The sequence below is a fragment of the Streptococcus suis genome, from assembly GCF_019794615.1.
Lineage (GTDB): Bacteria > Bacillota > Bacilli > Lactobacillales > Streptococcaceae > Streptococcus > Streptococcus suis_AI.
Genome location: NZ_JAIMDU010000018.1, coordinates 1 through 20,577, shown reverse-complemented (window position 1 = coordinate 20,577; position 20,577 = coordinate 1). Strand labels below are relative to the sequence as shown.

Annotated in this window: 22 protein-coding genes and 1 riboswitch; of the genes, 5 read left to right on the top strand and 17 right to left on the bottom strand. The window is 39.9% G+C overall.

Annotated features, from left to right (window positions below):
- Nucleotides 1-22 precede the first annotated feature (22 nt).
- A complete protein-coding gene (locus K6V43_RS06365; protein WP_024392497.1) occupies nucleotides 23-670 on the top strand; it encodes a deoxynucleoside kinase in 648 nt (215 codons plus the stop codon).
- A gap of 51 nt (nucleotides 671-721) precedes the next feature.
- Here the strand turns inward: K6V43_RS06365 and K6V43_RS06360 are convergent, their stop codons facing one another.
- Nucleotides 722-1,243: a QueT transporter family protein gene (locus tag K6V43_RS06360; RefSeq protein WP_024392496.1), complete on the bottom strand. Its 522-nt coding sequence runs from the start codon at nucleotides 1,241-1,243 to the stop codon at nucleotides 722-724.
- Nucleotides 1,241-1,347: riboswitch (PreQ1 riboswitch) on the bottom strand. Its footprint overlaps the gene before it by 3 nt.
- A 28-nt stretch (nucleotides 1,348-1,375) precedes the next feature.
- On the opposite strand from K6V43_RS06360, the gene K6V43_RS06355 reads away from it, so the two are divergent.
- Nucleotides 1,376-1,813, top strand: coding sequence for a GtrA family protein (locus K6V43_RS06355; protein ID WP_222382293.1), 438 nt, complete (start codon nucleotides 1,376-1,378; stop codon nucleotides 1,811-1,813).
- Nucleotides 1,814-1,865: 52 nt separating this feature from the next.
- On the opposite strand, the gene K6V43_RS06350 is transcribed toward K6V43_RS06355, so the two are convergent.
- From K6V43_RS06350 to K6V43_RS06310, 9 genes are all read right to left on the bottom strand, one after another.
- Nucleotides 1,866-2,789: a YihY/virulence factor BrkB family protein gene (locus tag K6V43_RS06350; protein WP_222382292.1), complete on the bottom strand. Its 924-nt coding sequence runs from the start codon at nucleotides 2,787-2,789 to the stop codon at nucleotides 1,866-1,868.
- Between the two features lie 242 nt (nucleotides 2,790-3,031).
- Nucleotides 3,032-3,892 (bottom strand): methionyl aminopeptidase, encoded by an 861-nt coding sequence (locus K6V43_RS06345; protein ID WP_222382291.1) that lies wholly within the window; start codon nucleotides 3,890-3,892, stop codon nucleotides 3,032-3,034.
- Entirely contained in the window at nucleotides 3,889-4,461 is a 573-nt protein-coding gene (locus K6V43_RS06340; RefSeq protein ID WP_222382290.1) for a GNAT family N-acetyltransferase, read from the bottom strand. The genes K6V43_RS06345 and K6V43_RS06340 overlap by 4 nt, the downstream gene beginning before the upstream one ends.
- Before the next feature lie 89 nt (nucleotides 4,462-4,550).
- Nucleotides 4,551-5,810: a UDP-N-acetylglucosamine 1-carboxyvinyltransferase gene (gene murA, locus K6V43_RS06335; protein WP_172019002.1), complete on the bottom strand. Its 1,260-nt coding sequence runs from the start codon at nucleotides 5,808-5,810 to the stop codon at nucleotides 4,551-4,553.
- Between the two features lie 248 nt (nucleotides 5,811-6,058).
- Entirely contained in the window at nucleotides 6,059-6,670 is a 612-nt protein-coding gene (locus tag K6V43_RS06330; RefSeq protein ID WP_222382289.1) for an NAD(P)H-dependent oxidoreductase, read from the bottom strand.
- A gap of 31 nt (nucleotides 6,671-6,701) precedes the next feature.
- Nucleotides 6,702-7,892, bottom strand: coding sequence for a methionine adenosyltransferase (gene metK / locus K6V43_RS06325; RefSeq protein ID WP_222382288.1), 1,191 nt, complete (start codon nucleotides 7,890-7,892; stop codon nucleotides 6,702-6,704).
- 524 nt (nucleotides 7,893-8,416) lie between these two features.
- The gene (locus tag K6V43_RS06320) at nucleotides 8,417-8,884 is read right to left on the bottom strand and encodes a deoxycytidylate deaminase (protein ID WP_024403694.1); all 468 of its coding nucleotides are present in this window, start codon (nucleotides 8,882-8,884) and stop codon (nucleotides 8,417-8,419) included.
- A gap of 8 nt (nucleotides 8,885-8,892) precedes the next feature.
- Nucleotides 8,893-9,630: a hypothetical protein gene (locus K6V43_RS06315; RefSeq protein WP_222382287.1), complete on the bottom strand. Its 738-nt coding sequence runs from the start codon at nucleotides 9,628-9,630 to the stop codon at nucleotides 8,893-8,895.
- A gap of 1 nt (nucleotide 9,631) precedes the next feature.
- Nucleotides 9,632-10,666: a M42 family metallopeptidase gene (locus K6V43_RS06310; protein WP_222382286.1), complete on the bottom strand. Its 1,035-nt coding sequence runs from the start codon at nucleotides 10,664-10,666 to the stop codon at nucleotides 9,632-9,634.
- 65 nt (nucleotides 10,667-10,731) lie between these two features.
- Here K6V43_RS06310 and birA point away from each other — a divergent pair, with 65 nt between their 5' ends.
- Nucleotides 10,732-11,688: a bifunctional biotin--[acetyl-CoA-carboxylase] ligase/biotin operon repressor BirA gene (gene birA, locus K6V43_RS06305; RefSeq protein WP_105126183.1), complete on the top strand. Its 957-nt coding sequence runs from the start codon at nucleotides 10,732-10,734 to the stop codon at nucleotides 11,686-11,688.
- Here birA and K6V43_RS06300 read toward each other — a convergent pair.
- The 7 genes from K6V43_RS06300 to udk form a co-directional block, all read right to left on the bottom strand.
- On the bottom strand, nucleotides 11,654-11,785 hold the full coding sequence (locus K6V43_RS06300; RefSeq protein WP_238596740.1) for a DUF3272 family protein: 132 nt from the start codon (nucleotides 11,783-11,785) through the stop codon (nucleotides 11,654-11,656). The genes birA and K6V43_RS06300 overlap by 35 nt on opposite strands.
- A gap of 274 nt (nucleotides 11,786-12,059) precedes the next feature.
- Entirely contained in the window at nucleotides 12,060-13,727 is a 1,668-nt protein-coding gene (gene dnaX / locus K6V43_RS06295; protein WP_222382285.1) for a DNA polymerase III subunit gamma/tau, read from the bottom strand.
- On the bottom strand, nucleotides 13,727-14,224 hold the full coding sequence (locus tag K6V43_RS06290) for a GAF domain-containing protein (protein ID WP_222382284.1): 498 nt from the start codon (nucleotides 14,222-14,224) through the stop codon (nucleotides 13,727-13,729). Before K6V43_RS06290 ends, dnaX begins: the two co-directional genes overlap by 1 nt.
- Before the next feature lie 139 nt (nucleotides 14,225-14,363).
- A complete protein-coding gene (locus K6V43_RS06285; RefSeq protein ID WP_222382283.1) occupies nucleotides 14,364-16,232 on the bottom strand; it encodes a hypothetical protein in 1,869 nt (622 codons plus the stop codon).
- Between the two features lie 179 nt (nucleotides 16,233-16,411).
- Nucleotides 16,412-16,681 carry a DUF1294 domain-containing protein gene (locus K6V43_RS06280; protein WP_222382282.1) on the bottom strand — a complete coding sequence of 90 codons (270 nt, stop codon included), beginning with the start codon at nucleotides 16,679-16,681 and terminating at the stop codon, nucleotides 16,412-16,414.
- An 89-nt stretch (nucleotides 16,682-16,770) separates the two neighbouring features.
- A complete protein-coding gene (locus K6V43_RS06275) occupies nucleotides 16,771-17,310 on the bottom strand; it encodes a PadR family transcriptional regulator (protein ID WP_222382281.1) in 540 nt (179 codons plus the stop codon).
- 1 nt (nucleotide 17,311) lies between these two features.
- Nucleotides 17,312-17,941, bottom strand: coding sequence for a uridine kinase (gene udk / locus K6V43_RS06270; RefSeq protein ID WP_024403701.1), 630 nt, complete (start codon nucleotides 17,939-17,941; stop codon nucleotides 17,312-17,314).
- A 101-nt stretch (nucleotides 17,942-18,042) separates the two neighbouring features.
- Here udk and K6V43_RS06265 point away from each other — a divergent pair, with 101 nt between their 5' ends.
- Both K6V43_RS06265 and K6V43_RS06260 read left to right on the top strand, forming a co-directional pair.
- On the top strand, nucleotides 18,043-19,029 hold the full coding sequence (locus K6V43_RS06265) for a Gfo/Idh/MocA family protein (RefSeq protein ID WP_222382280.1): 987 nt from the start codon (nucleotides 18,043-18,045) through the stop codon (nucleotides 19,027-19,029).
- Nucleotides 19,019-20,101, top strand: coding sequence for a DEAD/DEAH box helicase (locus tag K6V43_RS06260; protein WP_222382279.1), 1,083 nt, complete (start codon nucleotides 19,019-19,021; stop codon nucleotides 20,099-20,101). The genes K6V43_RS06265 and K6V43_RS06260 overlap by 11 nt, the downstream gene beginning before the upstream one ends.
- Nucleotides 20,102-20,577 lie beyond the last annotated feature (476 nt).

Here is a 20,577-nt window from a genome sequence, read left to right as displayed (position 1 = left end):
GTTAGAAAAAGAGAGGAGCATTATGTTGATTGTATTAGCCGGAACGATTGGAGCAGGAAAAAGCTCATTAGCTACAGCTCTCGGAGAACATCTTGGAACCGATGTTTTTTATGAAGCCGTTGATCAAAATCCTGTTTTGGACTTGTACTACCAAGATCCTGAGAAATACGCATTTTTATTACAGATATATTTTTTAAACAAACGATTCCAATCCATTAAAGAGGCCTACCGAGCAGATAATAATATTCTAGATCGTTCTATTTTTGAGGATGAGTTGTTTCTAACTCTTAATTATCAAAATGGTAATGTCACAAAAATGGAGCTAGAAATCTATAAAGAATTATTAGCAAATATGCTAGAGGAACTAGAAGGGATGCCTAAGAAATCTCCAGATTTATTGGTTTACATCGATGTATCTCTTGAAACCATGTTGAGTCGAATCCAGCTGCGTGGTCGCTCCTATGAACAGGTAACGGCAAATCCTGAACTTCTTGAGTATTATAAACAGGTCCATTCTGCCTATCCAAGTTGGTACCAAGATTATAAAGCTTCTCCTAAAATCCGAATTGATGGAAACCAGTTCGATTTTGTAAACAATCCAGAAGATTTAGAAACTGTGCTTATGACTATTGATCATGAATTAAACCGATTGGGGCTTTTAGAAAAATAATTCTCTAAATAGAAAACAATCCAAGCAATCATAGCTCGGATTGTTTTTTTATTATAAGCGTGTGTATCCTGGAATACGTTTCATCACTGATTCAATAACAACTGCCCCAATTAACAGGGATAACAATTCACCTAAACCTGTTGTTAGCCAAGTCAAGAAGAACGGTGCTTGATACATGATGTTTAGTTCTAATGCAATAGTAAACATCGTTGCAGCAAAGAAAAATGAAAAATAGAAAAATGCTTTGTTCATCCAGCCATTAAAAAGATATTCTTTTTTATAGCGTTCAAACAAAAGGACACCGATACTTACAAAGAGTAAGGTAGAGAGTCCACCAACCAGTAGATCTACAACCCCATATACCATCAGATTGGAAATCATACATCCAATCGTCACAGCAAGAATATATTTTTTATGATAAAAACCTAAAAAATTCAACATTTCTGAAATTCGGAACTGTACAGCACCAAACGAAATGGCATTTAAAGGTGGGGTAACAGTTAGTGCAATATAAATTGCAGCAACAAGAGCAACTTCCGCCAAATCACGGGCGGACCATTTAGATGTATTCATCCTGATTCTCCTTTAGCAAAATGCTTGTAATATGCTTGGGTAAAGTGAGTAAGCCCCAAGGGTTGTTGCACATAACTGTCAACAACGTTGATAAGTATAGCATATTTTATTAAAAAATGATAGACTTGACGTATGAAAAATATAATGAAAAAAACACTCCAGAACGAAGTTATCCTTTATTTAATTTTTGGTGTCACTACAACCTTAGTGTATATGGTCGCCCGTATCCTATTATTTGCCTTTCTCAATCAAGTGGTCGTCGTTGCTTTTCTTGCCAATGTTATCGCCATATTATTTGCATTTATTACAAATGACCAAATCGTCTTTCGGCAAGAATCTAGGGGATGGGAAAAAAGACTTCTTAAGTTTGTATCTGCCAGACTTGTTACTATGGGACTAGATATGCTTTTGGCATTTTTCTTAGTACAGGCTTTCCCAGGTATTATCGGTCAATTTGTAAACAATGACCTTTCCCTTGTCAATGCCATCGCAACACTCTTCTCACAAGTCTTAGTGATTGTACTCAATTATGTTTTGAGTAAACTGTTTGTATTTAACAGTAAGAAATGAAGAAAAGAATATGCGACTGTCAAACTACCTATAAAAAACGAGTACCCTCCAACTAGGGGTTACTCGTTTTTTTATATTTTGCTTTAGCTCGCTTAAAGATTGAAACAATATCTCCGTCTCTTGACTGGATATCACCTAATTTTAATTTATGAACACTTGCATTAACGACTGCACCTATGATTAGAATCTGGGCCATAAAAATAAACCAGACCATAAATACAAGAAATATTACTGCTGTTGCCGAACGAAAATCTAATAATTTATTTGCATAGTTATCCAAATATAGCGAAAACAACTTCCCAGTTGTTGCCATAATAAATAGAACAAAACCAGCCCCAGGGAAAACATACCAAATTTTAGGTATTCGAACATTTGGCAAAAAATAATAGAACATAATCAGTGCCGCAAACAGTGCTAGGTAGGCAATCGGTTGTGTTTGTCCTAAAAAAATATCCAACCAACCATTTTCAAGATTAAAATATTTATCTAAATAAGAAAAAATGGCTTGACCAAATGTCACACTCACTATGCTCAATCCTATGATTATTTGCAAACCAATCCCCAAAAAGATACCTACTAGCCGACCAACAATGACATCACGATGATTTTCCATACCATATGCCTTGTTAACAGCCTTTTGTAAAATCATCATACTATTTGAAAGGGTCCATAAAGTCGTAAGAATAGCAATACCTAACCAAGAACTTGAGGGTTTAGTTAGAATATTGGTCACAAAATTTGAAACAGTCGGATAGATTTTTTCAGGAATAAATTCTGCTAATACTGATAGAATCGCATCAACATCAAAAGGAAAATAAGGCAATAAATTGGCTAAGGTCAACAGAATCGGAAAAATGGAAATCAGAAGATAATAAGCTACCGCCACACTCGTTATCTCAATTTCCGCCGATTTATAATAGGAAAAAAAGGTTGAAAAGAATGTTTTCAGTCCTTCTAGTTTTTTGACTTTCCTCATTCATTCAACCTCATACTTCCTTCTATAATTGATTTATACTCAATGAAAATCAAAATCAGACTTGCTCCAAAGGTTCCCTGAACCTTTGGAGGTTGGAAATAGGCGAACGTAGTTCGTTTCGCTCTGATGCAGACAGAACCCTGTTACTATTGAATTTCAAGGTAACAGGCTGAAAGGCTACACTGGAGACTTTCACTCATCACATCAAGTCAACAACGTCGGCTTTTGATTTTCAAAGAGTATTAATAAGTTCCTTCTTCACCTTGACTAGTCAAGATAAGTGGACCATCTTTTGTAATCACAAATTGGTGCTCATATTGACAAGACAAACCACCATCAAGTGTTTTATGAGCCCAGCCAGTCTTCATATCTGTATCAATTTCCCAAGTTCCGGTATTAATCATGGGCTCGATTGTCAAGACCATGCCCTCACGCAAACGAAGTCCACGACCTTTGGTCCCATAATGAGGAACCATTGGCTCTTCATGGAAGGTTGGTCCAACGCCGTGACCCACTAAGTCACGAACAACACCATATCCAAGACCTTCAGCATATTCTTGAATAGCGGCACCAATATCACCGATACGATTACCAACAACTGCTTGCTCTATCCCACGATACAAACACTCCTTGGTCACGTCCATCAAGTTTTGAACTTCTTCTGAGACTTGACCAACAGCGTACGCCCAGCAGGAATCTGCACATCCACCACGGTAGGTCTGAGTGATTTTCTTCATGGCCTTAACATCATTAAAATTGAGTTTAGACACATCCATAACAGACTTGTCCAGAGGCTCACTAAGAACCATGTCAACTTTCAACAAGTCACCTTCTCTAAGCTTATAGTGACGTGGGAAAGCATGAGCCACTTCATCATTCAATCCACAACAAGTCGCATAAGGATAATCCATCAATTCTCCATCAACACCAATTTGGAGTGGCAAGACATTCTTTTCCTTACACGTTTTACGGACATATTCTTCGACTTCCCACATGTCCACGCCAGGCTTGATTATCTCACGCAAACCGATATGAATACCAGACAAAACTTCCCCGGCTCGGCTCATCGCATCAATTTCACGTTGTGATTTAATTGTAATCATTGATTGTCCTCATACATTTCTAAATTAAAATCTGCCTTCTTCAAGCTAAATTTCAAGTAATTTCTCATTCTATGACTATAACGGTCACTTCCACGATAGTGGTTAATTTGCACAAAACCAGCTTTTCTAGCCACCCTTTGACTGGCCACATTTTCCTCATGGGTGACAATCGTCAATTCTCTCATGCCAAACTCGTAAAAAGCTAGATAGACTAAAGTCCGCACCGCTTCCGTCATGAGTCCTTGACCCCAGTAGTCTTTTTTTAGGAAATAGCTGAGCTCCGCAGAAAGTTGACGTTCCTCCAACTTCTCAAAACAAAGCGCACCAATCATTCGACCAGAAATTTTATCCACTATTGCCCAATTTCCTAACGGCGAACGGATAAATTTTTCAACCATTGTCGAAAAAGCAATATTTCTGTCCTCCAAAGCTGGAAAGATAAAAGGAAGATTTTCGGGATTTGATACAATTTCATAGAAACTTTCTCCATCTTCAAAAGAAAATGGTCTTAAATACAAACGATCCGTTTCAAAACATGCAAATTTAGCTAACTGTATCCAAAGTGTCATAGTGTACCCAAGGGGCTAAGAATTGCTCCCAGCCCCAGTTTGTTTTATTATTAGTTACTATTTAAGGATATAACTCCCTACTAAATCAACTAGTCCTCAATCAACTGAATGTCTGCACCAAGTTCTGTTAATTTTTCAATAATATTTGAATATCCCCGTAGAATAAACTCAATGTTTGTAATTTCTGTACGCCCTTGAGCCATTAAACCAGCGATAACCATTGCGGCACCAGCGCGTAAATCTGTGGCTTTGACTGAGGTACCTGTCAATTGGTTTGGTCCTTCAAAGGCGATATGATTACTGCGCGTTGAAATTCTTGCTCCAAGATTAGCCAATTCCTGCACATGTCCAACACGTTTTTCATAAATCGTATCAACAATCGTACCAGTCCCTTCTGCCTTAAGCAATAAAGGTGTGATGGGTTGCTGCAAGTCTGTCGCAAAACCTGGATAAGGTGAAGTTTTCACACTTACCGCCTTCAATTTCTCTTGCTTTTCAACAAAAATACTGTCTTCAGAAATGGTCATGCGAACACCCATTTCTTCCAACTTAGCGATATAGCTCTCCAAATGTTCGTAAAGGACATTATCTACTGTAATTCCTTCACCAACTGCAGCAGCTAAGGCGATATAAGTCCCTGCTTCAATACGGTCTGGAATGACTTGGTGACGAGTTCCTTTTAGATACTCTACACCATCAATTGTGATGATATCCGTACCTGCACCACGAATTCGAGCTCCCATATTATTCAATAAGGTTGCCACGTCAATGATTTCAGGTTCACGCGCCGCATTTTCAATAACTGTACGGCCTTCTGCTTTGACAGCTGCTAAGATAGTATTAATTGTCGCACCGACGCTGACAACATCCATGAAGATATGTGCCCCTTGAATACGCTGACCATTAGTTGCCAAACGCATGTAGTCACCTTCATACGTAGTCTCAGCACCCATCGCCGCGAATGCTTTCAAGTGCAAATCAATCGGACGCGGTCCCAGATCACAACCACCTGGCAAGCCAACAACAGCTTGACCAAAGCGACCAAGGAGGGAACCGTAAAAATAGTAGGATGCACGCAAACTATTAATTTTGCCAAACGGCATAGGCATGTCTTTTACACCACGAGGGTCAATCTCAAGTGTCTCACCATCGCGCTTTACAATCGCACCCATTGTTTCCATAATATCGACTAGACTATCTACATCGGAAATGGCAGGTACTCCATCCAAAGTAACAATATCGTCCGCAAGAATTATGGCTGGAATTAAGGCAACTACTGAATTTTTTGCTCCACTAACAGTAACTGAGCCTTTCAGTACTTTTCCACCATTAATTACAATTTTTCTCATACTAATATTCACTTTCTTAATTTGCCTACTGACCAACAGAATCAATTCAGTTAAGATTTCAAACTTCCTATAAAATTCAATATTCACTGAAAGAAAGTTGTAGCTACAATTGATTGTTATACGTATAAAAAGGCATACGTTTCATTCTAACACAAAGTTTATGAAAAAGCTAGTTATTGAGTGTTTAAAAAGGCTTGCCTTCTAGACAAGTCCTTTATATTTATATACTATTTGATAAGAATACCTGTTTATTTCAAAAACACATTATGTATCCTCTCTTCTGCATCCTTCAGATAAACTTCTAATTCCTCACTCGTCAAATAAGGCACTCGACCATAAAAAACATGATCAATGACTTGTGCATCATTACTGTTGAAGAGCCAATCTGAAGTTAGAAATTTCATTGCCTGATCTATCGGTGTCAGACTTCCATCCGCATTTTGTGGTTGCCCTGTAGGAGTAAAGAAAATAGCTTTCTTTGTTGAGAAGAGCTTGCGAGGCTCATCGGATTCAAAACTATAAGCAAATCCGTGCTGAAATACACGGTCTACATAACCCTTCATTATCGCAGGCATACCATTCCACCAACTTGGAAAAATATAAACAAGCAAATCACTCTCTGCAATCAGATCCATTTCTGTTTGGACATCTGGCGGAAAACTAGTTGCTTCTCGTACAAATTTTCCATTTTCAATGTGAATAGTATCTTCTCCTCGAAGAACTGGATCAAAAGCCAATTCATACAAATCTCGGACAGTTACTTCTGCTCCATTTGCTACCAAAGCCTCTGTTACTCTATGAACGAGGGCGTGGGTAAAACTTTCTTTTCTCGGATGTGCAAAAACAAGTAAGGCTTTCATAAATTTCCTCATCCAAACAATAAATATGTACCTACAAAACAGCTGCTTTCAACTCTTCTACCTTATCCAATCTCTCCCATGGAACATCAATATCCGTACGTCCCATGTGACCATAGGCTGCAGTTTGCTTGTAAATCGGACGTTTGAGGTCCAACATTTGAATAATACCTGCTGGGCGCAAGTCGAAAATCTGACGAACAGCTGCTTCTAATTTGCTCTCAGCCACTGTACTTGTACCAAATGTATCAATACGAACAGAAACTGGATGAGCAACACCGATAGCGTAAGCCAATTGAACTTCCGCCTTTTTAGCCAAACCAGCTGCGACGATATTTTTTGCGATGTAGCGTGCCGCATAAGATGCAGAACGGTCCACTTTTGTCGCATCCTTACCAGAGAAGGCACCACCGCCATGACGAGAATAACCACCATAGGTATCAACGATAATCTTACGACCTGTCAAACCAGAGTCCCCTTGAGGTCCACCAATAACAAAACGGCCAGTTGGGTTTATAAAGTAGTTGGTTTGGTCATCCAAATATTGAGCTGGAATGATTTCCTTGATCACACGTTCAATGACATCCTGACGAATTTGCTCCTGGCTAACTTCTGGATCATGCTGGGTCGAAATAACGACTGTATCCACACGAACAGGTTGATTGTCTTCATCGTATTCAACTGTTACCTGTGACTTAGCATCTGGACGGAGATAAGCAATTTCACCAGATTTTCTCAACTCGGCCAAACGACGCACCAATTTGTGACTAAGTGAAATTGGCAATGGCATAAGTTCAGGAGTTTCATCAACCGCAAAACCAAACATGAGCCCCTGGTCACCTGCACCAATTAAATCTAATGGATCTAGACTAGCATCTTGACGAGCCTCCAAGGCTTCATTAACACCTTGCGCAATATCTGGAGACTGCTCTACAAGTGAAGGATGAACTCCTACTGATTCTGCAGCGAAACCGTATTCCCCTTTGGTGTAGCCAATCTCCGCAATCGTATCACGTACTACACGATTAATATCTACATAGGCAGTGGTAGAAATTTCTCCAAACACATGAACACTACCAGTGTAAACAGCCGTCTCAGCCGCCACGTGCGCCTCAGGATCTTGTGCTAAAATAGCATCCAAAATCGCATCTGAAATCTGGTCTGCAATCTTATCCGGATGACCTTCCGAAACAGATTCAGACGTAAACAATTTACGTTCTGACATAAAAATGTCCCCCTTAAAATAAATTGTTATCAAGGTTACAAAGAACTAGTCTCCGACTAGTTCTTTGCGAAAGACTTTTGTCTTGAGCAAAGGAAAATTTCCAGATACATAACGAGAAAGCAATAACTTCCAAGTATATCTACGAAAATTAACTAGTCTGATAACTACCTTTTCGGGACTTAATAACGTTTCTAGTATATCATAGTTCTTCCTGTATGTGCAGTTCTTTATTGAAAAATAAAAAAGAAGTTACCATACTCTGATAACTTCCTCCTTTTTTAAAATAGCAATCAATAACTAGTCGGAGACTAGTTATTTGCGAAAGACTTTTGTCTTGAGCAAAGGAAAATTTCCAGATACATAACGAGAAAGCAATAATTTCCAATTATGTCTGCGAAAATTAACTAGTCTGATAACTACCTTTTCGGGACTTAATAACGTTTCTAGTATAGCATACATTCAGTATCTATCCTAGCATTTTCTAAAAAATAAAGAGGTGATTGTACAAACAATCACCCTAATGTCTAAATAAACTCTGCATCAGCAATCGCCTGTTTCACCACCTCTAACGGTAGATGAACAAGCTCACACCCTTTTTCATTATATAAATACCGCGCATAGTCATCCATACGGTATTCATTAATGTAGACCACCCGCTTGCAACCTACTTGAAGCAATTGTTTGGAACAGTTGAGACATGGAAAATGGGTCACATAGGCAGTAAAACCTTTTGGAATCCCCCGCTCCGCTCCTTGTAAAATGGCATTGACTTCCGCATGCAGGGTTCTAGCGCAATGACCATCAATCATGAGACATTCCTGATCCAAACAATGTTCAGTTCCTGAAACAGACCCATTATAGCCTGTTGCGATAACCTTATTGTCCTTAACCAAAACTGCACCGACCTTGGCTCTCTTACAGGTCGCCCGATTTGCAATCAAAAGTGCTTGTGCCGCAAAATACTCATCCCAAGCTAAACGATTTGTTGACATAAGACCTCCTAATCCACCATTCCATAAATTTCAGCTAAATCTTGGGCTGTAATGATACCAATGACATCCTCTGGAGAATCTATTTTCCCACTCTTTTGACGACTCACAAGAATGGTCGTACGCTTACGGCCCTCAAAATAATTGATCACTCGATAAAGTGTTTCTGAGGAAGGGAGAACGATAACCTGGATGCTATCTTCTTCAAAAACAAGAACATCTGCTAAACTGGCTTCCACCAATTTCTCACGAATAGAACCAGCCTCTTTACTGGCTTTGGCTAACCAATTGGTCAGGCCCTTGTCAGAAACCAAACCTTGATAGGCTCTTCCCGAAAAAATCGGAAACTTAGAAAAATGCTGACGATCTACAATTTCTAAAGCCTTTATTAATTTATCCTGACCATCAAAAACAATTGGTTTGATTTTTTGTGTCCTTTGTAGATAACGAGCAATGGTAACTGGCTCTTGGTATTGGGAAATAACTTTTTCCAACACATCAATCAATTCTTGTGACGGCTGAGCCACCTCTTTCAGTCCTGTTCGTTTTTCATGAACCATTAAATTCCGTAACTGACGGGCAACATACAGTTTGTCCCAGTTTGCCTCAATGGGATTATGGGGGCTTAATTCTTTAGCTTTTGTTAACATCGAACCAACGTCCGCATAGTCTCCATCTGCTAAACCACAGACCTTCCTTAAAACCTTATCCAGGTCATTAAATAACTCTAAAAAACGGGTTTCATTCATATTAGTCTACCATTGACGATTTCAAATAAGCATCTACCATCCGCTCAGTCGCATCAACTGAATCCAAATGAGTTCGTTCATATGAGTGACTAGACTCAATGCCTGCTCCCAGTAAGGCATGCTTAACATCTGCACCCGCATGCATAGCAGCCGATGCATCCGAACCATAGTAAGGATAGATATCCAGCTTATATGGAATTGCCTCTCTCTCAGCAAGAGAAACTAAATGCTGACGAAGTTCATAGTGATAAGGACCTGAAGCATCTTTTACACAAATCGAAACCGTGTACTCGTCCGTCTGCTGGTCATCACCCATCGCTCCCATATCCACAGCCAGATACTCCACAACCCGATCTGGTAAACTTGAATTAGCACCATAACCAATCTCTTCGTTATTTGAAAAATAAAAATGAGTGGTATAAGGTAAAACAATCCCATCTTCTTTATAAACCTTCAACAAATGAATCAAAATAGCTGCAGAAACCTTATCATCCAAATGGCGGCTCTTAATAAACCCAGTTTCTGTCACAATTGTTCTTGGATCGAAGGAAATAAAATCACCAACTTCAATACCCAAGGCACGCACTTCATCTGCAGTGGTCACTTTTTCGTCCAACCGTATTTCCATATTGGTCTGGTTGCGCTCTGCTGTACTAGCATCACGATAGACATGGACAGACGTTTGATGCATAAGGATGGTACCTGTGAAGGTCTTACCATTTTTAGCACAATGTATCAAGCAGTTTTCACCTTCAATGGAAGGATAACCAAAACCACCCACCAAATCCATTTTTAGACGACCATCTGGTTTGATTGCCCGAACCATAGCACCCAATGTATCCAGGTGAGCTGTCAAAATACGGTGCTCCTCATCATTATTCCCCGGTACCGTTACCAAAACACCACCTTTTGGTGTTTTAGTCGCCTCATAACCGAAACCTTCAACCTCTGATTTGATGTAGTTCATAATATCCGTCGTATAGCCAGTTGGTGACGGAGTTTGAGTCAATGTCACAATGTAATCAAGTGTCTTCATGAAAACCTCCTTATTTGTAATCTATTATATCACGTTTTAAGCGATTTTTTTGCTATAATGAAGTTATGAAAACCTATCAAAAAATCTATCTTCTTTTGAAAGAAAAAGAGGACTACATCAGCGGTGAAGACATGGCTCAGGAGCTAGGCATTTCACGAACATCCATATGGAAGGCTATTCGCCAATTAGAAACCCTCGGTTTAACCATTGAAGCAGCCCGAAACCGTGGCTATAAACTGGCTGAAGGTGACTTACTCTTACCTGAATTGATTGCACAGGAACTTAACCTACCAGTCCATCTCAATGGAAGCAGTGACTCCACCCAACTGGATGCTAAGCAAGGGATTGAACTAGGACATAGTAGCCCAGCCCTCTACCTTGCACCACACCAAAACAAAGCCAAAGGACGATTCGGTCGACCATTTTACGCCTCAAAATCTGGTGGTATTTATATGTCACTTCGTCTATCGCCCAATGTCCCATTTCTTGCATTCAAACCCTACACTATATTAGCTGCGGCTGCTGTGGTAAAAGCCATCCAGTCCCTCTGCGACTTGGATGTTCAAATCAAATGGGTCAACGACATCTATCTTGGACGCAAAAAAGTGGCTGGAATATTAACCGAAGCAATTTCTTCGATGGAAAGTCAAACAGTAACTGACGTCATTATCGGTGTCGGCATCAATGTTCATATTGACGATTTTCCAAAAGAACTACACCATACTGCAGGCAACCTATTTGAGGAACAACCACCCTTTACCCGCAATCAACTCATCATAGCCATCTGGAAAGCATTTCTTGAAACAGATGAACATGAATTAATCACACTTTACAAAGAAAAATCACTTGTTGTCGGTCAACAAGTGAGCTTTGTAGAAAATCAGATTGAATTTAAAGGCAGAGCAATCGCCGTTACCGATACAGGAAATTTAGTGATTCAACTAGAGAATGGAAAAGCAAAGACAATCTCTAGCGGGGAAATCAGTCTTACTTCCTGGACTGCTTCTCAACCAGTTGAATAAATTTCGTTACTTTATAAGCAAAATGGAGGTTTCGATAGCCAATATAAGCATAAATTCCAGCTATTAAATAATCGCCTGTCAAAATAGAGGCATTCATAAAGTATACTGCTAATATTGTCGTAATGGCTAAAAAAAGAAATTGAGAAAGTTTCATAAGATAGATTATACCAAAAAATCAGTCCTTCGGCTGATTTTTTATATGCTTTCTATGTAAAATTATGGCGCTGCAAAAACAAAAACACCAGAATGTCTGGTGCTTTTGTAAGGAGATTATGAAAAATATTTAGGATTAGTCATAGTATAAATCATCCAAACAGATTGCGCATCCGTCCAGAGACCGATATTGCTGTAGAAGTGGTCAAACCAAGCGCTCAATCATTTCGAATTTCAACTGCGTCGGCCAGAAATCCAAATTTTTCTGGAACTGGGCTGTTTTCTGTTTCGATTTCTTGTGTTTTTTGCCCTTTTGCCTTAGCCGAAAATTCTGCTCGAATGCTAATCCAATCCTCTTGAGCAATGGCTAAAATCTGTGGTGAAAAACCAGCTGCCTTGCTGAGAATATTTCCAAACATGGTATTGAGATTGTCACGCTTCATGGTCTGTTCAGCATTCAGCGGGGAATCAAAAGCTAATATGGCATGGTTTTCATTGGCAGCTACAGGTTGTGAACCGACTAGCAAAGCCTGATCTGCTCCAGATAAGCTCTCGATGATTTCCCCCCATGCATTTTGTAAACGCGTCAAATTTTCACGCGCCAAGGTTGGATTTTCCATAGCTTCCTGCAAAATAGCATGAACCTTGCTGGTATCCAATCGGTACTTCTTCGGAGCCTGCGGCTTGCGTGAAACTGGCTTAACAGCACTTGGTTGACTAGATAATTGACCTAGTTGTTTCTGTAAATCCGCAACTTGTTGTTGCAGACTGGCTAGTTGACCCAGTAAATCAGCTGGCAGCTCTGCCATTGCCCCCGAAGGAGAACTATCTTCAACCAAACGAATGGTCATCATTTCAGCGTAAATCTTCGGTTGAGGACTGGACTTGATGTCCGCCAAAGCCCTGGTCACCATCTCAATCATGGTAAAAATCCGTGCCTGCTCAAGAGCTAGATTTTCTGAAAAACCTGTTGTTAAATGCGTATCCTCACCACCCGTCTGCACGATAAGGACATCTCTCAAATAGTGCAAAAGATCTGTCGCAAAACGGCTCATACTCTTTCCTTGGTCAAACAAGGTTTGTAGATGCTGGAGAGCTGTGACACTATCCCCTTGACGCAGACTTGCCACATAGTCATCCAAGGCACGCAAGCTGATAGAACCCGTAATTTCCTCAGCAATTTCCAAGGTCACTTGCTGGTCCTGACTAAGGCTGAGAGCCTGATCCAAAATGGATAGGGCATCCCGCATCCCCCCTTCTGCCCGGCGCGCAATGATCGTCAGAGCCTGCTCGTCAAAGATTAGCCCTTCCTTGGTCAAAATTGCAGCCAAGTGCTCCTGAATGTCCGTCACCTTGATGGACTTAAATTCAAATCGTTGCACCCTTGACAGAATGGTGGCAGGAATTTTGTGCAATTCCGTCGTTGCTAGAATAAAGACCACATTTTCAGTTGGCTCTTCCAAGGTCTTCAAGAGGGCGTTGAAGGCACCAGTAGACAGCATGTGGACCTCGTCGATGATATAGACCTTATAGGTCGCAAGACTAGGTGCATAGGTCGATTTATCACGAATATCACGAATTTCATCCACACCATTGTTGGAAGCAGCATCAATCTCAATCACATCTTCCAGGCTACCTTCCGTAATAGCCTGACAGATATAACAATCGTTACAAGGCTCGCCTCCAACCTGATTAGGACAGTTCATGGCCTTGGCAAAAATCTTAGCTGCCGATGTCTTACCCGTACCACGAGGACCTGAAAAGAGATAGGCATGACTGATTTTCCCCTGTTCAATGGCCTGTTTGAGCGTGGTCGCAACCACCTCCTGCCCCACCATCTCCCCAAAGGTCTGGCTTCGGTACTTCCTATATAAAGCTTGGTACATTAGCGTTTTTCTCCAAACATAGCAAAATTCCAGTCCGTCTTCTCCACTAAGAGCGCAACGAACTGCTCAAGGTATTCCTGGTCAATGGTATCGTAATCAGCGACCAACCTCGAATCCAAATCCAAAACACCCAATAATTGGTCGTTTTTCACCATTGGCACCACAATTTCCGAAAGAGCTGTCGCATCGCAGGAAATATAATTGTCATGCAAACGAACATCCTCTACGATAATCGTCTGGCGCTTAGAAGCTGACTCACCGCAGACTCCTTTTCCAAGTGCAATATGAACACAGGAAACGCCACCCTGAAAAGGCCCCAAAATCAATTCACTACCATCATACAAGTAAAATCCTGTAAAGACAGAGTTTGGTAGAGCTTGATTGAGCAACGCAGAAGCATTTGATAGATTGGCTAAAGCATTGGTTTCTCCCTCTAAAAGAGCCTCCAATTGGGCCAACAATAATTGATAGTTTGAAATTTTTTCTTTTGTATTCATGGAATTATTATAGCACAGATTGAGAGCAGGTAACAGAAGGAAGTCAAAAATAAGGCTTGCGAAAAAGAACCGCCTTAGCTGAGCAGTATATACGTTTTATACTGTTCGTTATAAGTGGTTCTTTCAATCAATAACTTATTTATTTTCTAGTAGAACGTTCACGTTTCCGTGGTCGAAGAGCATAGTGAATACCAGATAGCCCTGTAAATCCTAGGCCAGCCAAGCCCAAAATTGAGCCTGCCTCACCTGTTGCCGGTAAACTCTTAGCCTGTTGTGCTGTCTCTTGTTGAGGTTTGACACTTGCCTGTTTGGCTTGAGGCTGTACCAACTGACTTTCTTGAGCAGTCTGACTGACTGGTTTCTTATCAGTTTGGGAAACAAGATCACCTGTTTGGGCTGGTTGATTTTGTGTTGACTGATTGGTAACTGGACTTGTCTCTGTCGGCTTGCTGTCAGCAGGTGGGGTAACTGGTGACTCGACTGAAGGAGTTTCAGTTGGAGGGGTAACTGGCTTGTCTGTCGGTGTTATCCCCTCTTCTATGTAATAGAAGTAGTATTCTTTGTTAGGTCTTGCCTTAGCTCCTTCGTAAGTAACTGTTTGACTTTCTTGAACTACTCGTGATGTCCAACCTTCAAATGTTAGAGGTTCTAGAACAACACTCTCCCCTGGTTTGAGTGTATACTTGATTTCTTTCAAGACATCAACCTTTTGACCAGGCTCAATTTGTTCCTCAGTATAGACAGCCTTAATCGTAATCGGTTGATCTACTGGATCTGTCGTAGTTGCCTTTGATGCAGCAATGTTAGCCAATGCTTCTTCAAGTTTCTGAGTAATTTCTTTATGGTAGGCGATTTGATAATCCCAGTATTCAGGAGTCCAACCAACAGCATTGATAATATCTTGATCTGTCAATACTAGGCCTACTGGTTTATCAAATAAAGGTTTCACCAATACTAATTCCGAATGGAGTACAGATAAATTACTGTCTGCAAATATTTTCTCTAAATCATTCGCTTCATACGTAATATCATCAACTCCCAACTCCTTCTTATAGACTTCAAAAGCTTTCAAGACAGTCCTATGGAAAGCATCAAAAACATTCTGATATTCCACACGTTGTTCAGGTCTAATTAACGAGTCAATAGAAGGAGCTTTGTCATAGTATACCTTAACAGTCTTGTTAGCAACTAGTCTAAAAGACCCATTTTTCCCAACCGTCCCTGATTCAAATCCTTCAGTCTTACCTATTCTATAACCTGATATTACTGGAAAATCAAATGTCACTTCCGTTCCTTCAACTCCGCTCTGTTGAATGGTTTGGAGAACTTGACCGTCTTGGTCTACTAACTCAATGGTATACGGAACCGTTGCTTTGTCCTTACTCACCAAGTCAAAGCGATAATAGTTTTCACCAGCCGCTACTTTCTCATAAGTAATTTTATAGTTCCCCGGACTATTTTCTGCCACATCTGCGAAATCACTCCATATTGGAATACTACCTTTATCAGCAACACCACGGTCATGTAACTCTCCAGGCTCGATATTCATTGTGTAGCCACGATAGTATTGACCATCTAAATACCATTCAACTGTATAGGGGAGACTTTGTTGTTCTGGCTGTTTTGGAGTTTCATCTTTAACATAGTGATTAACTGTAAGCGTATGTCCACCATATGTATTAACTAGGTCGTCATAACTAATCTCAAAGGAATAATTATCTCCAACATAAGTGTATCCAGGAATTGATGGCGGCGTCAAAACCACTACCTCACCCGGACTGAGAACTTTTTCATAGTTACCTAAATTTACATTGTTAGCATCATCGTAATTGGTTATACGAATGACAGCTTCGGTCTGTTGAGCATAGACAACAGAAGAGTTACTAAATAGATCGTCGCCTATAGGAGAGGCTACACCTCCTAAAACTGTAACAGCGGCCAATCCAATTCCTAGTCTGGCTAATTTGTGCAACCTTGCTCGGTTAATCCGTTCTTTGCGTTTCATCATATAAACCTCCATTTGAAATGCCTACATTTCTTTTTTATGCCAAAAGGCACGTTTATCATTATACTAAAAAAAAAAAAAGTATATTGTCAAGAAATAGTCGGTAATTTAGTGGAAGATTCGTGATTTTCATCGATTTCCTGGGTTCTTTCATATTTTCAGTAAAAGAAAAAGGCTTTCGCCTATTTCCACATCCAGTACATAATCACTGCATCAATCAAGACACCTACGGCCCAGGCTAGTTGAAAATACTTTTTCTGAGTTTTATGACGAAAATGGGTACCCCCAGCCCAAGCACCTAGACCACCACCAACATAGGTCATCAACAACAAGGTCTTTTCTGAAATTCGGTAAGAACCCTTTCGAGCCTTTCCCTTGTCAAGTCCATAGACCAAAAAAACGACCAGGTTCCAAATCATTAGGAACAATGCAAATCCCTGCTTTACAGACATATTCCCTCCATATCAGTAACATTTATTCCTAACTTTATCACATTTAAAATCGAAGAGCAAGAAAAAAACGACTCAAAAAATGAATCGCTTTATAGACTTTGCAACGTTTCCTGCAACCATTGCAATTGGGTCCGATTGCGCTCAATCGCCCGTGTCATAATGATATATCGTCCATAATGACTAAGCTCATTATCTTTTTGAGCGAACAACTCCATTTTACGACTTTCCAAATGTTTCAAGTGCTTCTCAATCACTTCAATCTGGTAGGTCAAAAGTTCAGACACCCTTGGATCATCACGATCCTCTATGAAAAACATTTTTAATGAGAAAACATCTTTTTGTTGTGGAGTAGTTTCATTCGGAACGGATAACCATTGCTCCAATACTTCCCGTCCCTTATCAGTCATCTCATACTGTTTCTCTTTTTCATTACCAGGAACCGCATGACACGTAATCCACCCATCATCAGTCATCCGTTTGAGTTCAGGGTAAACTTGGCTGTGAGCCACTTGCCAAAATTCTCCTAAGTCTCTTTGAACAAAATCCGTAATCTGTTTTCCAGTGATTCTTTGATCACTAGTTTCCAAGATACCTAATATAATATGAGGTAAAATTCTATCCTTCGGCATTCTAACCACGCTCTCTTAATATACTCTCCACCTTAGTATTAATCAAGTCGATAGCTACCACATTAGATACACCTTCAGGTATCACGATATCCGCGTAACGCTTAGTCGGCTCAATAAACTGGTGGTACATCGGTTTTACAACAGATGTATATTGCTCTATGATACTATCTAAGCTACGGCCACGCTCCTCCATATCACGTTTGATACGGCGGATAATACGAATGTCATCATCAGTATCCACAAATACTTTGATGTCCATTAAATCCCGAAGACGTTTGTCTTCCAGTACTAAAATTCCCTCTACAATAAATACATCCTGAGGTTCTTGACGATAAGTCCTTTCTGACCGTGTATGCTGAGTATAATCATATATCGGAATATCCACTGAACGCCCAGCCAGTAATTCACTCAAATGATAGATCATCAAGTCTGTATCAAAGGCTAGTGGATGGTCATAATTGGTCAATATCCGTTCTTCAAAGGTTAAGTGGGACTGATTTTTATAGTAAGAGTCATGCTCAATCATTGAGATTCGTGCATTTGGAAAATTATTCAAAATAGCACGAGAGACACTTGTTTTACCCCCACCAGATCCTCCGGTTACGCCAATAATTATTGGTTTTTGAGTCATTATCATCTCCTTCTTTTTCATGTTTATCACCCTTTTTTCAATACTATTTTATCATGAAACGTGCTATAATGGAAAAAATAACACAACAGAAATGAGACTTTATGATAGATTTTGGAATAATTGGCACTTCTCCTATCACTCACCAGTTTATTAAAGCAGCCCTTCAAACGAATAAATATCAATTTAGAGCTGTTTTTTCTCGAAACTATGATACAGCTGAATCCTTTGCAAAACCATATGAGAAGGTAGACTTATTTACTGATTTTTCATCATTTTTATCTTCTGAAATTGAACTTGTCTACATTGCTAGTCCAAATTCCTTGCACTACCAGCAGGCAAAGGCCGTACTCTTGGCTGGAAAACACGCTATTGTTGAAAAGCCAATGGTATCAACTCCAGCAGAATTTAAAGATTTACGCCAAATTGCCTCTGAGAAAGGGCTATTCTTGTTTGAAGCAGCACGAAACTTCCAAGAAGAATCCTTTCAGACGATTCGACAATTCTTGGCAGATAAATCCATTATCGGTGGGCATTTTTCTTATGCCAAATATTCTTCAAAAATGCCTGAATTGCTAGCTGGAAATACTCCGAATATCTTTTCAGCTGATTTTTCAGGTGGCGCACTCATGGATCTTGGCGTCTATGCTGTTTATGCCGCCATAGGTCTTATCGGTGCCCCACATACAGCTCGCTACGTCGCCCAACAATTACCATCTAGTGTTGATTTAAATGGGGTTGGACAGCTAGTCTATGAAAACTTTACTGTGGGTATTCAAGCAGGAAAAAATATGACCAGTCATCTACCTAGCGAAATCTATACTAGCGAGGGTACTTTGACCTTGAACGCTTGTCAGCATATCAGCTCTGCTATTTTTACAAAAAATAATGGGGAGCAATACCAACTCCCTCTGGCTTCGAAGGACCAATCCATGATTGAAGAAGCCATGCATTTTGCACAAGTCATCGAAGAGGCAAATCACCCATTGGCAGATCAGTGGTTAGATGTTGCTTCAGATGTTCACCGGACCCTCTATCTGATGCGTCAAGACGCAGGAATTACATTTAAGGCGGATACTCATGAAAACTAATTTCCCTTCTGTTTGGCAAGAAATGCTGGAAAAAGCTGGCTTTGATAGCTTGACTGATATTCAACAACAAGCATTTGAGCCGATTTTTACAGGAAAAGACTTACTTGCAATCAGTCCAACTGGAACAGGAAAGACACTAGCCTACCTCTGGCCAAGCCTACTTGCTCTTACCCCAAAGAAATCCCAGCAATTATTGATTCTGGCTCCAAATACAGAATTAGCTGGGCAGATTTTTGAAGTGTGTAAAGGCTGGTCCGAAACTATCGGATTACAAGCACAGTTATTTTTATCAGGATCCAGTCAAAAACGACAAATTGAACGATTAAAAAAAGGACCAGAAATCTTAATTGGTACACCTGGTCGCGTCTTTGAATTGATTAAATTAAAAAAAATAAAGATGATGAATGTCAATACCATCATCTTAGATGAATTTGATCAGCTATTCTCTGATTCTCAATATCATTTTGTAGAAAAAATTATCAACTATGTTCCTCGCAATCATCAATTGATCTATATGAGTGCAACTGCTAAATTTGATCGGCAAAAGATTTCACCTACTGTTGAAACAATTGATTTATCGGAGCAAAAATTAGACAATATTCAGCACTATTACCTGATGGTTGAAAAACGTGATCGACAAAACTTGTTGAGAAAATTTGCAAATGTGCCAGATTTTCGAGCATTGGTCTTCTTTAATAGCTTATCTGATCTTGGTGCAACTGAAGAACGACTAAACTACAACGGAGCCAATGCAATTTCTCTCGCTTCTGATGTCAATGTCAAGTTTAGAAAGGTCATTATTGATCGATTTAAAGACCACCAGATCCAGCTCTTACTAGCCACAGATTTAGTAGCTCGTGGGATTGATATCGATAATTTAGAATGCGTCCTCAATTTTGAGGTTCCTTTTGACCAAGAAGCCTATACACATCGGGCTGGTCGAACCGGTCGAATGGGTAAGGATGGAGTGGTTATTACCCTTGTTTCAAATTCAAATGAACTCAAACAACTAAAAAAATATACTTCTGTCCAAGAAGTCATCTTAAAAAATCAAGAGCTCTATAAAGTATAATCTTTTCACTTTCTATTAGTGCGAGGCTATTTATCAACAGGATAACTATCAATGTATTACACAATGAAAATCAAAAGTAGCCTAGTTTCAGCTATCTTGGAGATCTTGAAGGCTGCAAATATTGCGAACTAACTGTGGTTGTATCATTAAACCTGCGATGATATTACACTGTTACTTTCTTATTTCAAGGCAATAGACTGAAAAGCTCCACTCGAACTTTTCACTCATCAAGGCTCTTGACGACGGATAATTTTGATTTTCGAAGAGTGATACTCAATGAAAATCAAAACTAGCCTAGGAAACGAAGTCGAAGATAGAACTCTGTTACCATCTTGATTCAAGTTAACAGGCTGAAAAGCTCCACCGGAGCTTTTCACTCATCAAGGCTCTTGACGACGGATAATTTTGATTTTCGAAGAGTATGAAGAGTAAGCGCCCAATAACAAAGTATATTGAAAAAGGCTCCAAAGTCCTGT

Coding starts and splice junctions, on each gene's coding strand:
- dnaX (WP_222382285.1), bottom strand. CDS start 13,727: ATGTACCAAGCTTTATATAGGAAGTACCGAAGCCAGACCTTTGGGGAG.
- K6V43_RS06310 (WP_222382286.1), bottom strand. CDS start 10,666: ATGAAGACACTTGATTACATTGTGACATTGACTCAAACTCCGTCACCA.
- K6V43_RS06365 (WP_024392497.1), top strand. CDS start 23: ATGTTGATTGTATTAGCCGGAACGATTGGAGCAGGAAAAAGCTCATTA.
- K6V43_RS06275 (WP_222382281.1), bottom strand. CDS start 17,310: ATGCCGAAGGATAGAATTTTACCTCATATTATATTAGGTATCTTGGAA.
- udk (WP_024403701.1), bottom strand. CDS start 17,941: ATGACTCAAAAACCAATAATTATTGGCGTAACCGGAGGATCTGGTGGG.
- K6V43_RS06360 (WP_024392496.1), bottom strand. CDS start 1,243: ATGAATACATCTAAATGGTCCGCCCGTGATTTGGCGGAAGTTGCTCTT.
- birA (WP_105126183.1), top strand. CDS start 10,732: ATGAAAACCTATCAAAAAATCTATCTTCTTTTGAAAGAAAAAGAGGAC.
- K6V43_RS06350 (WP_222382292.1), bottom strand. CDS start 2,789: ATGAGGAAAGTCAAAAAACTAGAAGGACTGAAAACATTCTTTTCAACC.
- K6V43_RS06345 (WP_222382291.1), bottom strand. CDS start 3,892: ATGATTACAATTAAATCACAACGTGAAATTGATGCGATGAGCCGAGCC.
- K6V43_RS06340 (WP_222382290.1), bottom strand. CDS start 4,461: ATGACACTTTGGATACAGTTAGCTAAATTTGCATGTTTTGAAACGGAT.
- K6V43_RS06265 (WP_222382280.1), top strand. CDS start 18,043: ATGATAGATTTTGGAATAATTGGCACTTCTCCTATCACTCACCAGTTT.
- metK (WP_222382288.1), bottom strand. CDS start 7,892: ATGTCAGAACGTAAATTGTTTACGTCTGAATCTGTTTCGGAAGGTCAT.
- K6V43_RS06280 (WP_222382282.1), bottom strand. CDS start 16,681: ATGTCTGTAAAGCAGGGATTTGCATTGTTCCTAATGATTTGGAACCTG.
- K6V43_RS06300 (WP_238596740.1), bottom strand. CDS start 11,785: ATGAATGCCTCTATTTTGACAGGCGATTATTTAATAGCTGGAATTTAT.
- murA (WP_172019002.1), bottom strand. CDS start 5,810: ATGAGAAAAATTGTAATTAATGGTGGAAAAGTACTGAAAGGCTCAGTT.
- K6V43_RS06320 (WP_024403694.1), bottom strand. CDS start 8,884: ATGTCAACAAATCGTTTAGCTTGGGATGAGTATTTTGCGGCACAAGCA.
- K6V43_RS06290 (WP_222382284.1), bottom strand. CDS start 14,224: ATGAATACAAAAGAAAAAATTTCAAACTATCAATTATTGTTGGCCCAA.
- K6V43_RS06355 (WP_222382293.1), top strand. CDS start 1,376: ATGAAAAATATAATGAAAAAAACACTCCAGAACGAAGTTATCCTTTAT.
- K6V43_RS06285 (WP_222382283.1), bottom strand. CDS start 16,232: ATGATGAAACGCAAAGAACGGATTAACCGAGCAAGGTTGCACAAATTA.
- K6V43_RS06330 (WP_222382289.1), bottom strand. CDS start 6,670: ATGAAAGCCTTACTTGTTTTTGCACATCCGAGAAAAGAAAGTTTTACC.
- K6V43_RS06260 (WP_222382279.1), top strand. CDS start 19,019: ATGAAAACTAATTTCCCTTCTGTTTGGCAAGAAATGCTGGAAAAAGCT.
- K6V43_RS06315 (WP_222382287.1), bottom strand. CDS start 9,630: ATGAATGAAACCCGTTTTTTAGAGTTATTTAATGACCTGGATAAGGTT.